Source organism: Rhodococcus zopfii NBRC 100606 = JCM 9919 (genome assembly GCF_001895025.1).
Lineage (GTDB): Bacteria > Actinomycetota > Actinomycetes > Mycobacteriales > Mycobacteriaceae > Rhodococcus > Rhodococcus zopfii.
This window is the reverse complement of the sequence record NZ_BCXI01000037.1, coordinates 17,893-30,959: the sequence shown is the minus strand read 5'-3', so window position 1 is coordinate 30,959 and position 13,067 is coordinate 17,893. Positions and strand designations below refer to the sequence as shown.

Sequence of the window (13,067 nt, the reverse complement as noted above, 5' to 3'; positions counted from 1 at the left end):
TCACCTCCGGGCGGCCGCGACGAGCCGCTGGGTGTAGGGGTGGTGGGGATCCTGGAACAACTGGTCGGTGAGTCCGGCCTCCACGACGCGTCCGATGTTCATCACCACGGTGCGGTCGGTGAGTGCTTCGATGACCGCGAAGTCGTGGCTCACGACGACCGCGGCGGTGTCGCGCTCGGCCAGCAGGTTGCGGAGCAGGTCGAGCACTCCTGCGGCGACCGACGCATCGAGGCCCGTGGTCGGCTCGTCGAGCAGCAGCACCTGCGGATCGGTCGCGAGCGCCTTCGCGATCTGCACGCGTTGCCGCATGCCACCGGAGAAGGTGTGGACGGGGTCGTCCATCCGGTCGAGGGGGACCTCGACCTTTTCGAGGAGATAGGCTGCGCGGTCGCGGATCTCGTAGTAGTTGCGCCATCCGGCCGCGGTGAGCCGCTCGGCGATGTTTCCGCCCGCCGACACGGTCATCGTCAGGCCGTCGGCGGGGTTCTGGTGGACGAGTCCGATCGTGTCGATGCGCAGTGCACGACGCGCCGACGGTGGGAGAGTAAGCACGTCGGTGGCGCCGCCCCCGACTGCGGACAGGAACATCGAGCCGGCGGTCGCCTGCTCGTCACCGATCAGGCAACGGAGCACCGTGGACTTCCCCGACCCGGACTCACCGATGACACCGAGCGCCTCGCCCGGCGCCACGTCGAAGGTCACGTCCCATGCGGCCACCACCGATCCGGTGAGCGGACTGATCGCGGTCCCGGCCTCGGGTCCGGTCCCCGCGACCGCGTCCGCGCCGCCGGGGCCGTGCACCTTGCCGACTCCGCTGACCGCAAGGACCCAGCCGTCGGGGTGCGGCGCGGCCGACCGGTCCGCGGAACGCTCGCCGTGCCGCACCGCCGGCCGGGCGTTGCGGACCCGGCGCCCCGGGTCGGGGAGGTGCCGCAGCGGAGCGTGCGCGAGGTGGCCGATGCCGTCGACGTCACCGTCGGTGACGCGTGTGCACCATTCGATGTCGCTGCATACGGTGCGGCCGGGGGCGGACTCGACGAGGAACGTGTCGGTCGATCCGCAGCGTTCGCAACGCTGGCCCGAATCTCCTTCGACCTCGAACGGCACGTCGTCGAAGGTGAGCGGCTGCACGTCGGTGTAGGGCGGCACCGCAAAGATCCGCTTCTCGCGGCCCGCCCCGAGCAGCGTCAGGTGCGGGGAGCTGTGCAGGCGCGGAACGTCCCAGCGCGGGATCGGAGAAGTGATCATCACGTATCGGCCATTCACCAGCACCGGGTATCCGGTGGTCTTGGTGATCACCCCGTTGCGAACGAGGTCCTCGTACAGGCTCACCCACATCGTCGAATAGTCCGCCTCCGCGTGCATCCGCGCGCATTCGACGACCGATTTCTGCACGGCGCGAAGCGGTTCCGAGTTGGGAACCTGCAGAACGAGGATCTGGTCCTCGGTCATCGGTTCCTCGGGGATGCGGTGGCGGGACTGGATGATCGTGGCCTCGCGGGTGTCCTTCGTCGTCGCGCACTTCTCACTGGATTCGATCAGCCGCCGCAGATTGGTGGCATTGACGCCGTCGTCGTCACCCTGGTCGATGACCTTGACCGCGTCGTCGGTCCCGGTGAGGCCGAGCGTGACCTGCAGTCCGCCCGAACCCCAGCCCCGGGCGACCGGCATCTCCCGCGACCCGAACGGCGTGAGATAGCCCGGAACGCAGACCGCCGTGAGAGTCGCGCGCCGGATCTCGCGCTTGGAGATCTCGTCGAGGATGCCGCGTTCGCGAGCGGAAGCGTCGATCGCGTCCATGGTCTCGACGATCCGGGAGGCGCTGTCCTGCCGTGGATCGGTGGGTATGAGCAGCCCTGTCATCAGCAGGTCCTTCCGAGAGGTTCGGTGTTCCGATCGGAGAGGTCGGGAGCACCTGCCCGGACCGCGAGTTTCCGATCGATCATGGAGCGGAACGTGACGTAGTGCGGAAGCTTCAGGTGCTCGAGGAAGCCACACGAGTCGAGTCCGTCGGTGGTGAGCAGCAGCGTCTGTTCGAGACCGCTCTCGTCGCCGAACCGCCGGCACGCGATGTCGAGATTCGCCATCGCAATCGCCTTGCGTTCGTTGTGCCCGAAGCACAGTCCGTAGCCGACGTCGAATCGGCCGCGGTCCTCGTCGGGGCCGTCGAGATCCTCGATCGCCTCGCATTCGGTGACTTCGATCTCGCCGAGCACGAACGGGTTCCCGGTGTGCGGGTGGCGGACCCGGACAGGGACCCGGCCGTGCCGCACCTCACCGAGCGTGACCTCGTGGAGGTTGCCCTCGGTGCCGCGGATGGAGCGGTACCACGTGCCGATGAGCGACCCGGTCTCGGCACGGGCCATCGATGCCAGCACAGCCGAGCGGGGCGCCGGCGGGGCGGCGGGGTGCCGGGAGATGTCGAACGGCTCGGGGTCGATCCCGTCGGCGGGCCGGCTGTCCACCATCAGGTCCATCTCCCGCAACATGTCGGAGAACCGCTGCGGTCGCCGGTCCGAATCGCGACGCTCCGGGAAATCGTTGTCCGACAGCTCGTCCCCCGGTTCGTGGCGGTCGTCCCGGACCAGCATGCGGCCCGTGTAGTCGCTCGTACGACCGAGCAACTGCGGTCCGACGGGGGTGCGCCAAGCCGGGACGATGCGGCGCAGCACCGTCATCTCGTCGGGGTCGACCGGTTCGCTCACCGCCAGACGCGGCAGGGTTGATTGATGGGCACGCACCAGATGCGTGGCCTCGATGACGTCGCCTTCGGCCTGTCGCAGCGCGTCGGCAGCGGTAGCGGCATCGTAGAGCGATCCCTCCCCCATGACACGGTCGACGGCGAGGCGCATCCGCCCGGTGATCTGCCCGGTGGACAGACGAGGAGACTCGTCGGTCTCCCGGGCGGAGCGAACCAGCTCCTCCGCGGCGAGGATCGCGTCGAGGCCACCGCGGGCTCCCGAATATCCCATGTCAGCTCTCCCGTTCGATGAGTACGCCGGTGGTACGCGGAAGGCCGAGCACGGTGCCGTCGTCGGCGACGAGCAAGACATCGATTCCCGCGGGGAACGCCGACACCGCCTCGTTCCTTGCACGCCAGAGGTTTTCGTCGAACCCCCGGGGTGCGATCACCTCGGTCTCGCGAACACCCGGTCCTTCGAGCGTGACGGTTGTTCCCCCGGTGAGGGATGGCACCGCGCAGACCACGGTGGCCGCGGACTCCGGTGACAGGGCCGTACCTCGGGCTGCGTTGCCCAGGTCACCGGGGGTGGCGCTGCGCAACACCGTGACGAAGCGTGCGGAGTCCGCCGACACTTCGGTTGCTCCCGTTGCCACCGTGAGGATCTCGCCCCACTCGGCGTCCGCACCGTCGAGCACGGCGACGCCGGTTTCCAGATCGGCGAGGGCCAACGCCGGCAGCAACGCCGGCGGGAATCCGGTCGAGGGCAACCGGTGCGGGAGCCCGGGCCTGCTGAACGAATTCAGCACTGCCCGGAACACCTGCTGGGCCGCTTCGGGTTCGAGCCCGACTCCTGCGAATCTGTCGGCTACGGTCACGTCAGCTCCTCGAATTGAACGACGGTCGGGGCGATCCGGGACCACTCCCGGTGCTCGGCGGTGGCGAGTTCCTCCTCGACCCGAGCGCACAACTCGCGCACCTGCCCGGCGTGGGGACGGTCCCCGGCGACCTCGGCGTCGCACACCGCCGCCGCCAGGACCGCGACGCGGTTGTCGCCCATCCGCATCGCCCAGCCCCGGTTCGGTCCGACACGCACCTCGGCCTGACAGGCCAGCACGTTGCCCAGGAAGAACCGGACGTGCCCGATCGGTTCGCGCACCTGGGTTGCGACGCACCCCACCTCGGGGGAGGTGAGAACGGTCAGTTCCGCGCCGTCGGACAGGCACGCGTCCGCCGCAGTCACGAGATCGGCGACGGGCGCGGCGGCGAGGAGTTCCCCGAGCCGCTCTCTCGTGTAGGGGGGTGGAATCATGATTTTCCTTCTTCGGTTCGGCAAGGGATGTGGTCGCCGATCTCCATGACCACGCGAATCACGTCGGCGCGCATCCACGCCTTGCTGTAGGTGACAGCGGTTCCCGTGTCGGCGTCACGGTTGATGCTTTCGATCACCCACACGGGCGCGACAGTGGTCATGTCCAGCGCTCGGCAGACGTCGTCGTCCGGTAGTTCCATCCCGGCGCGGCACCACGACCGGACCGAGTCGACGCGCCCGAGCTGACGGAGGAGTTCGTCGAGCGACTCCTCGATACGCAGGGCCGCTCCGAGTTCGGTTACCACGTCACAGGTCACCCACTCGTCCGCCAGGGCAGCGACCCGGTCGTCGACGTATCGGAGCCTGCGCATGTGGTGAACGGGGGTTTCGGGTCCGACCCCCAGATACCGCGCACTGTGTTCCGGCGCCGGCCGGACCTCGGACAACAGCACCGTCGACCGCGACGTGGCACCGACGGCCCGGACCGTGCGCTGCCACGACGGACGCAGTTCCTTCGAGATGAGGTAGTCGATTCGGCGGTTGACGAAGGTCCCGGAACCGCGGATCCGGCGGACCATCCCGCGACGCTCGAGTTCCTGAACCGCCGCACGAGCCGAGGCCCGCCCGACACCGAACCGTTCCATCAGCTCGTGTTCACTCGAGATCTTGGAGCCCGGTTCGAGCACGGCGATCTCCCGGGCCAAACGCCCTGCGATGTCCTGGTAGCCAGTCCGCTCCGTCACGGCTACCAACATCGTGCACGGAATTGTCCAGACAACTTCACCGCCGGTAACCGGAGGGAAAACACAGTTGAACGGCTCGGCGAGTTGTTTCGCACCCGCCCCACCATCCAAATCCGTTGATGCACACCAGCATTCGGTCAGATCGGATGATGGTTCCCCTCACCGGGGGGCGCGGGAGACGTGCGCCACCCGGGAACCCGATCCGGATCACCCGCCGAATCACCCACCGGACCGACCGTGTTGCACGGCGACGGGACGGCAACTTAGACTCGCAAAAGTTGGGGGGCGTAACTTAGGTGAGAACTAGAGGTACACACACGTGATCGGCAGACGCCCGCGCATGTTCGACCTCGACGACATCATTCGCGTCGGGCGTGAACTCGGAATGCGCCGGCTGAGCATGAACGCCGTCGCAGCGGAACTGGGCGTGTCCTCGACCGCCCTGTACCGGGCCGTCGACGGACGATGGGGACTCGAGCGGATGGTCGGCGAGAGCCTGCTCAGCGACCTCGAGCTGCACGACGATCCGGATCACGACGTCGAGCAACATCTGTTGTCGTTCGGCCTGCAGCTGTGGGACTTCATCGTCCGTCACCCGGGGCTCGGCGTGTACATGCAGACCCTGTTTCCCCGCGGCGACGGCGGCCGCCTCCTGATGACGCACCAGACCTATGCACTGGGCCGATTCGGATATGCCCCCGATGTTGCGATGGCACTGTCCTGCGTGATCGCCGGCATCTCGATCAACTACGCGGTGGCCGAGGACTCCCGGCGCGAGGACGCCGACGAACTCGAGGTGCAACGCCAGGAAGCGACCGCGCAACTCGACACCGACGAACACCTCGGCGAGGCACACCGTGAGATCCCCGAGATCGAACACGCCCGGTTCGTGAAATTGGTTCTGGCAGCGACGATCCGAGGAGCACTCGCGGCGGCTCCCCCGGGGCGTCCGCTCGATCAGGTCGTCGCCGACCTGGAGGCGGCAGGCGTAGGGATCTGAGGGCTGGGCGCGGCTTCCGGTGCACCGCTTCCCCCGCGGCGTCGTCGTCGAGCGCCCCCTCGAACAGCACCACCCGGGCAGGGGTGGCGAGGACGGCGCAGGAAACCTTGTACAGGTCAATACGGGAAGTCCGTTCCGAAATCCGCCGATCGGTTCCATGATGGATCCGGCCGGAGACGATCGCTCCGGCCGGAGAGGACGTCATGCCCACCGCTATCACCACCGCACCCGCGGTCACGCACGCCGCGCTGCTCGGCATCGGGGCGTACCGGCCCCGCCGCGTCGTGCCCAACGCCGAGATCGTCGACCGCATCGATTCCTCCGACGAATGGATCCGGACCCGCTCCGGCATCGCCACCCGTCGCTGGGCCGAACCCGACGAGACCATCGTGTCGATGAGCGTGGCCGCTTCCCGCGACGCGCTGTCCGCCGCGGGACTGGCCGTGGACCAGATCGACGCGGTCGTGCTGGCCACGTCGTCGCAGATGGTTCTCGGCCCCTCCGCCGGGGCGGTCGTGGCCACCGAACTCGGCATGCACGACACCGCGGCGTTCGACATCTCCGCGGGCTGCGCGGGCTTCTGCTACGCACTGGGCAACGCGGCGGCGCTGGTCCGGGCGGGGCAGGCCCGCCACGTGCTCGTGATCGGTGTCGAACGACTCTCGGATCTGCTCGACCCCACCGACCGCACGTGCGCGTTCATCTTCGCCGACGGCGCCGGCGCCGCGGTGGTCGGACCGTCCGACACCGAGGGCATCGGCCCCGTCGCGTGGGGGTCGGACGGCTCCCAGACCGAGGCCATCAAGCAGGACAAGGACTTCGCCCGGTACTTCGCGGAAGTGGAGGCGGCCGGCGGCAGCGGGACCGTGCCCGAACGGCCCTACATCCGCATGAACGGCGCCGCGGTGTTCCGGTGGGCCGTCACCTTCCTGGAGAAGGCGTGCCGCGACGCCCTCAGCAAGTCCGGGGTCACCGTCGACGACCTGGACGCCTTCGTGCCGCATCAGGCCAACAGCCGGATCACCGACGCGTTGATTCGCGCGTTGTCCCTCCCCGATTCGGTCGCGGTCGCGCAGGACATCGCCGAGACCGGGAACACGAGCGCCGCGTCGATTCCGCTCGCGATGGAGCAGCTGCTCCGATCCGGCGAGGCGAAACCCGGCGACACCGCACTGCTGCTGGGATTCGGCGCGGGGCTCGCGTATGCGGGGCAGGTCGTGCGGCTTCCGTCGCTCGGGTGACGACCCGCCGGAACGACAGCGGCGCTGCGGTCCCGGCCGGGACCGCAGCGCCGCGTCCGGCTCGATTCAGTCCTTCGGACCACCGGCAACGTAGATGACCTGACCCGACACGAAGCCGGACCCCTCGGACGCGAGGAACGACGCGGTGTGCGCGATGTCCTCCGGCTTGCCGACGCGCGCAACAGGGATCTGCGACGCGGCGGCGGCCTTGTAGTCCTCGAACGGGACGCCGACGCGCGCGGCGGTCGCGGCGGTCATCTCGGTCTCGATGAAGCCCGGTGCGATCGCGTTGGCGGTGACGCCGAACTTGCCGAGCTCGATCGCGAGGGTCTTGGTGAAGCCCTGCATACCGGCCTTGGCGGCGGAGTAGTTGACCTGCCCGCGGTTGCCCTGCGCGGACGTGCTCGACAGGTTGACGATGCGGCCGAACTGGTTGTTCACCATGTACTTCTGGGTGGCGCGGGTCATGAGGAAGGCGCCGCGCAGGTGCACCGCCATGACCGCGTCCCAGTCCTCGACGGTCATCTTGAACAGCAGGTTGTCGCGGGTGATGCCGGCGTTGTTGATCAGAACGGTGGGCTCACCGAGTTCGGTGGCGATCTTCTCCACCGCGGCGGCGACGGACTGCTCGTCGGCGACGTTCGCGCCGACCGCGAGGGCCTTGCCCCCCGCGGCCTCGATCGCGGCGACGGTGTCGGCGCAGGCGTCGGCGTCGAGATCGAGGACCGCGACCTGCAGGCCGTCCTCGGCAAGGCGCTTGGCGACGGCGGCGCCGATGCCGCGTGCGGCTCCGGTGACGATGGCGGTGCGGACTGTTGAGCTCACTTCATACCTCCAGGGGGTGGGTGGACGATCAGTTGATTGTGAGGCCACCGTCGACCGCGAGGGTCTGGCCGGTCACGTACCCGGCCGCGTCGGAGACCAGCCACACGAGGGTCGCGGCGAGCTCGGCCGGGTCACCGGTCCGGCCGAGGACGATCCGCGACGTCATGCTGTCGATGTATCCGTCGGGGTATTCGTCGGTCATCTCGGTCGCGAAGAATCCCGGGGCGATCGAGTTGACGCGGATGCCCTTGCGGGCGCCCCACTGCTGCGCGAGGTCGCGGGTCAGGCCGATGACGCCGGCCTTGCTGGCGGCGTACGCGGCCTGCGGCAGGCCCGCGGTGGTGATGCCGAGGATGGAGGAGATGTTGACGATCGAGCTGCCCGGCTGCATCACGCGACCGGCGGCCTGCGCGGCCCAGTAGGAGCCGTTGAGGTTGATGTCGATGACGCGGCGGAACTGGTCCGGGGTCTCCTTCGTGGCGGGGACCGCGGTGCCGATGCCGGCGTTGTTGACGAGGATGTCGACCTTGCCGAACTGTTCGACGGCGGCGTCGACCATGCGCTGCGCCTGGTCCGGGTCGGCGATGTCGGTTTCGACGGTGACCGCGCGACGTCCGGCGGCGCGGACGAGCTCGGCGGTCTCCGCGAGCCGGTCGGCGCGGCGGGCCGCGAGCACGACGTCGGCCCCGGCCTCGGCCAGCGCCTGCGCGAACGCGACACCGAGGCCGGATGATGCGCCGGTGACGATTGCGACGCGATCGTCGAGGCGGAACCTGTCGAGAGCGGACACAGTTTCTCCTGGAAAGTGACGGGGCTACCGATGTGTATAGCCCAAACGGAGGCGAGTCTCCAACCGGACACGCCCGAAAACCATTAGGCCGCATGTCTTTTCAGACATACGGCCTAATGGTGTGTTAACCCTTGCCTATGTGGGTGTCAGCTCAGGCGCTCGAGGACCATCGCCATGCCCTGGCCGCCGCCGACGCACATGGTCTCGACGCCGAACTGCTTGTCGTGGGCCTGCAGGTTGTTGATCAGCGTGTTCGTGATGCGCGCACCCGTCATACCGAACGGGTGTCCGAGTGCGATCGCACCGCCGGAGACGTTGAGCTTGTCCTCGTCGATGCCCAGTTCCCGGGCCGAGCCGAGCACCTGCACGGCGAACGCCTCGTTGATCTCGAACAGATCGATGTCGGACACCGACTTGCCGGCCAGCGCCAGCGCCTTCTTCACGGCCTCGATCGGGCCGAGGCCCATGATCTCCGGCGACAGACCCGACACACCGGTCGAGACGACGCGCGCGAGCGGGGTCAGACCCAGCGCCTTGGCCTTGGTGTCGGACATGATCACCAGCGCCGCGGCCCCGTCGTTGAGCGGGCACGCGTTGCCGGCGGTGATCGTGCCGTCCGGGCGGAACACCGGCTTGAGCTGGCTGACCGCCTCGTACGTGGTGCCGGCGCGCGGGCCGTCGTCGGTGGAGACGACGGTGCCGTCGGGCAGCGTCAGCGGGGTGATCTCCTTCTCGAAGAACCCGGACTTGATGGCATCTTCCGCACGGTTCTGCGACCGGACGCCCCACCGGTCCTGATCCTCACGGGAGATCCCGGTGAACGAGGCGACGTTCTCGGCGGTCTGGCCCATCGCGATGTAGACGTCGGGCAGCAGGCCGTCCTGACGCGGATCGGTCCACGCGGTGCCGCCCTCGGCGAGCTTCGCGGTGCGGGCCTCGGCGTCCGCGTAGAGCGGGTTCTTCGTGTTCGGCAGGCCGTCGGCGTTGCCGGTGATGTAGCTCGACACCGACTCGACACCGGCGGAGACGAACACGTCACCCTCGCCGGCCTTGATCGCGTGCAGCGCCATGCGGGTGGTCTGCAGCGACGACGAGCAGTACCGGTTGACGGTCACGCCCGGCAGGAAGTCGTAGCCGAGCTGCACCGCGACGGTCCGTGCGATGTTGAAGCCGGACTGGCCGGCGGGTTGGCCGCAACCCATGAGGAGATCGTCGATCTCGGTGGGGTCGAGCTCGGGGACCTTCGCGAGCGCGGCGGCCACCATCTGGGCGGCCATGTCGTCGGGGCGCACCGACTTGAGCGAACCCTTCATCGCGCGGCCGATGGGCGAACGTACTGCGGAGACGATCACTGCTTCGGGCATCGGAAGCTCCTTCGGAGTAAGTGACGAATCAGTGGGACTACAGGCCGAGATCGCGGCCGATGAGTTCCTTCATGATCTCGTTGGTGCCGGCCCAGATCTTAGTGACGCGGGCATCCTTCCAGGCACGGGCCACACGGTACTCGTTCATGAAGCCGTAGCCGCCGTGAATCTGCACGCACGCGTCGAGAACCTCGGACTGCGTCTGCGCCGACCACCACTTCGCCTTGGCGGCGTCGACGGCGCTGAGCTCACCGTCGGCGTGGGCCTCGACGGCCTGGTCGACGTACGCCTCGGCGACCTCGATCTTGGTGACGAGCTCGGCGAGCAGGAACTTGTTGTACTGCATGGTGCCGATGGCCTTGCCGAACGCCTTGCGCTCCTTGGCGTACTCGATGGTCTCGAGCAGGATGTGCTTGGCGTGGTGCACGTTGTTGACGGCGGAGCCGAGGCGTTCCTGCGGGAGCAGCTTCATCATCGAGATGAAGCCCATGCCCTCTTCGCCGAGGAGGTTCTTGCCCGGGACGCGAACGTCCTTGAAGAACAGTTCGGCGGTGTCGGCCTCGGGCTGGCCGACCTTGTCGAGCTTGCGGCCGTTCTCGAAGCCCTCCATGCCGCGCTCGACGACGAGCAGCGAGATGCCCTTGGCGCCCTTCGACGGATCGGTGCGGGCCGCGACGACCACCAGGTCGCAGTTGTAGCCGTTGGTGATGAAGGTCTTCGCGCCGTTGAGGATCCAGTCGTCGCCGTCGCGGACCGCGGTGGTCTTGAGGTTGGCGAGGTCCGAACCACCGGACGGTTCGGTCATGCCGATCGCACAGATCAGCTCACCGGTGACGCAACGCGGAAGCCAGCGCTCGCGCTGCTCCTCGTTACCCAGGTGGACGATGTACGGCACGGTGATGTCGGAGTGGATGCCGAGCGACGACGACAGCGCCATGTTCGCGCGGGCGAACTCCTCGGCGAGGACCGCGTTGAAGCGGTAGTCGCCGGCCTCCATGCCGCCGAAGCGCTCGGGGATCTCGAGTCCGAGGAAGCCGGCCTTGCCCGCTTCGATCCAGATGTCGCGGGGAATCTCGTGACGTTCGATGAGTTCCTCGGCACGGGGCAGCACGAACCGGTTCACGAACTCGCGAGCCGACTCGCGGAACGCCTCGTGATCGGGACCGTACAGGGTGCGTCGCATTCAACCGCTCCTAATCTAAGCACTCGCTTATAATCTAAGCGTTTGCTTATGGTGGACCCTGTGAGGCAGGTTGTCAACTGCCGGGGCAACGCAGGGAGAGCGACAGTGACCACATCGAGAGACGCCGTGATCAGCGGATCCAAGGCAGCGGCCCGACTACGGGAAGCCGCCGTCGAGGCGTTCGCCGAGAACGGGTACGGCGGCACCACCACCCGGCAGATCGCCGCGCGCCTCGACATGAGCCCGGCCGCGATGTACCCGCACTACAAATCCAAGGAAGAACTGCTCTACGCGATCAGCTACGAGGGGCACGACCTGGCGCTGCGGGTCGTGCAGGACGCCGACATCCCCGACACCGACGCCACCCGTCGCCTCACCACGATCGTCCGGTGCTTCGCCGAATGGCAGGCCGAGAACCACAGCCGTGCCCGCGTTGTCCAGTACGAACTCACCGCTCTCACCCCGGAGCACTACCGCGTCATCACCGGACTGCGGCGGCGCACCACGCAGGTGGTCCGCGACGTCGTCGACGCCGGCCTCGCCGCCGGTGAGTTCACCGTGCCCGACGCCGAGGGCGTCACCCTCGCGCTGATGTCGCTGTGCGTCGACATCTGCCGCTGGTACCCGTCGGGCCGCTACCAGGATCCCGAAACCATCGGCGCGCTCTACGCCGATCTCGCGCTGCGCCTCGTCGGCGCCGTGCACTGAGCCGTAGGTCGTAGGCGTGCCGCGCCGCGAAATCCGCACGGCCACTGGACAACCGCCGATGCCACCCCGCGCGCGGATGTTGCCACGGAGTGCGGTTGTCCGGGAGTAGTCTCGACGACATGACCGAGCGCGATCGGGACCCCGACGGCAAGCCGAAGAACGCCCGCCCCCGTGACGCGCTGGGCCGTCCACTCCCCTACGGCGAGGAGGGCGTCGACCCCGTCCCCGAGGACCTCGACCTGTCCCCGAACGAGGCCATCACCGAGGCCCAGCGACTGCTCGACCACGGGTACCCGTTCCACGCACACGAGGTGTTCGAAGGGTCGTGGAAATCCGCGCCGCTCGAGGAACGCACCCTGTGGCAGGGGCTCGCGCAGCTCGCGGTCGGGCTGACCCACCTGCTGCGCGGCAACCCGTCGGGCGCCGCCTCGCTGCTCGAACAGGGGCAGGCGCGGGTGCGGCACTACGAGGACGCGCCCCCGCACGGCCTGGACATCGACGGCCTGTCCGCGTGGGCGGACCACCTTCTCGCCGAGATCGACCGCGGCGACCCGATCCCCGAACCGCCCGTGCCGCGCCTGCGGATGCCATGATGCGGTGATGTCGATCCTGCCGATGTTCCCGCTGGGAACAGCGCTGCTACCGGGCGATCACCTGCCGTTGCGTGTGTTCGAACCCCGGTATCAGCAACTGGTCGACGACTGCCTGGCCGCACCCGACGGGCCGCGCTTCGGTGTCGTGCTCATCGCGCGCGGACACGAGGTCGGCGGCGGCGACGTCCGGTACGGCGTCGGGACGGTCGCGCGGATCGTCGTCGACACCGAACTCGGCGGCGGCCACCACCGGCTCGAATGCCTCGCCGAGGAGCGGATCCGCATCCTCCGGTGGTTGCCGGACGATCCGTACCCGCGGGCCGAGGTCGAGCCGTGGCCCGACACACCGTCCGAGGGCACGGATCTGTCCGGGCTGACGGGACTGTTCGGGAAGCTGTACGGACTGCTCGACCGGCTCACCGAGGACGGCGTGACGCCCCCGCGCGCCGACGACCTGCCCGACGAGCCCGGAGCCCGGCTGTACGCGCTGTCGCGGTGGGTGCCGATGGGCGAGGCCGACCGACTCGCCCTGCTGTCCGCGCCGGGACCCGACGAACGCCTCGCCGTTCTCGCGGAGGCGATCTCCACGGCGATCGACCTCGCCGAATGGCAGCTGAAAGAGCGATAG

At 68.5% G+C, this 13,067-nt stretch carries 14 protein-coding genes; 5 read left to right on the top strand and 9 right to left on the bottom strand.

Going from position 1 to position 13,067, the window contains the following annotated elements:
- From RZ1_RS21395 to RZ1_RS21375, 5 genes are read right to left on the bottom strand one after another with little or no spacing between them, the layout of a single operon-like run.
- Entirely contained in the window at positions 1-1,863 is a 1,863-nt protein-coding gene (locus RZ1_RS21395; protein ID WP_083583828.1) for an alpha-D-ribose 1-methylphosphonate 5-phosphate C-P-lyase PhnJ, read from the bottom strand.
- Positions 1,863-2,972, bottom strand: coding sequence for a carbon-phosphorus lyase complex subunit PhnI (locus RZ1_RS21390; protein ID WP_072814530.1), 1,110 nt, complete (start codon positions 2,970-2,972; stop codon positions 1,863-1,865). The genes RZ1_RS21395 and RZ1_RS21390 overlap by 1 nt, the downstream gene beginning before the upstream one ends.
- A 1-nt stretch (position 2,973) precedes the next feature.
- Positions 2,974-3,558 carry a phosphonate C-P lyase system protein PhnH gene (phnH, locus tag RZ1_RS21385; protein ID WP_072814529.1) on the bottom strand — a complete coding sequence of 195 codons (585 nt, stop codon included), beginning with the start codon at positions 3,556-3,558 and terminating at the stop codon, positions 2,974-2,976.
- Complete coding sequence (locus RZ1_RS21380; protein ID WP_072814528.1) at positions 3,555-3,992, bottom strand: phosphonate C-P lyase system protein PhnG; 438 nt, start codon at positions 3,990-3,992, stop codon at positions 3,555-3,557. Before RZ1_RS21380 ends, phnH begins: the two co-directional genes overlap by 4 nt.
- A complete protein-coding gene (locus RZ1_RS21375; RefSeq protein WP_083583827.1) occupies positions 3,989-4,735 on the bottom strand; it encodes a GntR family transcriptional regulator in 747 nt (248 codons plus the stop codon). Before RZ1_RS21375 ends, RZ1_RS21380 begins: the two co-directional genes overlap by 4 nt.
- Positions 4,736-5,054: 319 nt before the next feature.
- Between RZ1_RS21375 and RZ1_RS21370 the strand changes: the two genes are divergently transcribed.
- Both RZ1_RS21370 and RZ1_RS21365 read left to right on the top strand, forming a co-directional pair.
- Positions 5,055-5,735, top strand: a complete 681-nt coding sequence (locus tag RZ1_RS21370) for a TetR/AcrR family transcriptional regulator (protein WP_238072248.1) — start codon at positions 5,055-5,057, stop codon at positions 5,733-5,735.
- 203 nt (positions 5,736-5,938) lie between these two features.
- The gene (locus RZ1_RS21365) at positions 5,939-6,976 is read left to right on the top strand and encodes a beta-ketoacyl-ACP synthase III (RefSeq protein ID WP_072814525.1); all 1,038 of its coding nucleotides are present in this window, start codon (positions 5,939-5,941) and stop codon (positions 6,974-6,976) included.
- Between the two features lie 66 nt (positions 6,977-7,042).
- Here RZ1_RS21365 and fabG read toward each other — a convergent pair whose 3' ends face one another.
- The 4 genes from fabG to RZ1_RS21345 all read right to left on the bottom strand — a co-directional run bounded on the left by fabG (position 7,043) and on the right by RZ1_RS21345 (position 11,138).
- Positions 7,043-7,801 (bottom strand): 3-oxoacyl-ACP reductase FabG, encoded by a 759-nt coding sequence (gene fabG / locus RZ1_RS21360; RefSeq protein ID WP_072814524.1) that lies wholly within the window; start codon positions 7,799-7,801, stop codon positions 7,043-7,045.
- Positions 7,802-7,829: 28 nt separating this feature from the next.
- Positions 7,830-8,591 carry an SDR family NAD(P)-dependent oxidoreductase gene (locus tag RZ1_RS21355; RefSeq protein ID WP_072814523.1) on the bottom strand — a complete coding sequence of 254 codons (762 nt, stop codon included), beginning with the start codon at positions 8,589-8,591 and terminating at the stop codon, positions 7,830-7,832.
- 146 nt (positions 8,592-8,737) lie between these two features.
- Positions 8,738-9,955 (bottom strand): acetyl-CoA C-acetyltransferase, encoded by a 1,218-nt coding sequence (locus RZ1_RS21350; RefSeq protein ID WP_072814522.1) that lies wholly within the window; start codon positions 9,953-9,955, stop codon positions 8,738-8,740.
- Between the two features lie 37 nt (positions 9,956-9,992).
- Positions 9,993-11,138, bottom strand: a complete 1,146-nt coding sequence (locus RZ1_RS21345) for an acyl-CoA dehydrogenase family protein (protein WP_072814521.1) — start codon at positions 11,136-11,138, stop codon at positions 9,993-9,995.
- Positions 11,139-11,243: 105 nt separating this feature from the next.
- On the opposite strand from RZ1_RS21345, the gene RZ1_RS21340 reads away from it, so the two are divergent.
- The 3 genes from RZ1_RS21340 to RZ1_RS21330 all read left to right on the top strand — a co-directional run bounded on the left by RZ1_RS21340 (position 11,244) and on the right by RZ1_RS21330 (position 13,067).
- On the top strand, positions 11,244-11,846 hold the full coding sequence (locus tag RZ1_RS21340) for a TetR/AcrR family transcriptional regulator (protein ID WP_072814520.1): 603 nt from the start codon (positions 11,244-11,246) through the stop codon (positions 11,844-11,846).
- Between the two features lie 119 nt (positions 11,847-11,965).
- Positions 11,966-12,439, top strand: coding sequence for a DUF309 domain-containing protein (locus tag RZ1_RS21335; protein WP_072814519.1), 474 nt, complete (start codon positions 11,966-11,968; stop codon positions 12,437-12,439).
- A gap of 7 nt (positions 12,440-12,446) precedes the next feature.
- Positions 12,447-13,067 (top strand): LON peptidase substrate-binding domain-containing protein, encoded by a 621-nt coding sequence (locus tag RZ1_RS21330; RefSeq protein WP_072814580.1) that lies wholly within the window; start codon positions 12,447-12,449, stop codon positions 13,065-13,067.

Bases quoted from the DNA above. Each gene is read 5' to 3' on its own strand.
- RZ1_RS21395 (WP_083583828.1), bottom strand. From the start codon at position 1,863: ATGACAGGGCTGCTCATACCCACCGATCCACGGCAGGACAGCGCCTCC.
- RZ1_RS21390 (WP_072814530.1), bottom strand. From the start codon at position 2,972: ATGGGATATTCGGGAGCCCGCGGTGGCCTCGACGCGATCCTCGCCGCG.
- RZ1_RS21380 (WP_072814528.1), bottom strand. From the start codon at position 3,992: ATGATTCCACCCCCCTACACGAGAGAGCGGCTCGGGGAACTCCTCGCC.
- RZ1_RS21365 (WP_072814525.1), top strand. From the start codon at position 5,939: ATGCCCACCGCTATCACCACCGCACCCGCGGTCACGCACGCCGCGCTG.
- RZ1_RS21350 (WP_072814522.1), bottom strand. From the start codon at position 9,955: ATGCCCGAAGCAGTGATCGTCTCCGCAGTACGTTCGCCCATCGGCCGC.
- RZ1_RS21345 (WP_072814521.1), bottom strand. From the start codon at position 11,138: ATGCGACGCACCCTGTACGGTCCCGATCACGAGGCGTTCCGCGAGTCG.
- RZ1_RS21335 (WP_072814519.1), top strand. From the start codon at position 11,966: ATGACCGAGCGCGATCGGGACCCCGACGGCAAGCCGAAGAACGCCCGC.
- RZ1_RS21330 (WP_072814580.1), top strand. From the start codon at position 12,447: ATGTCGATCCTGCCGATGTTCCCGCTGGGAACAGCGCTGCTACCGGGC.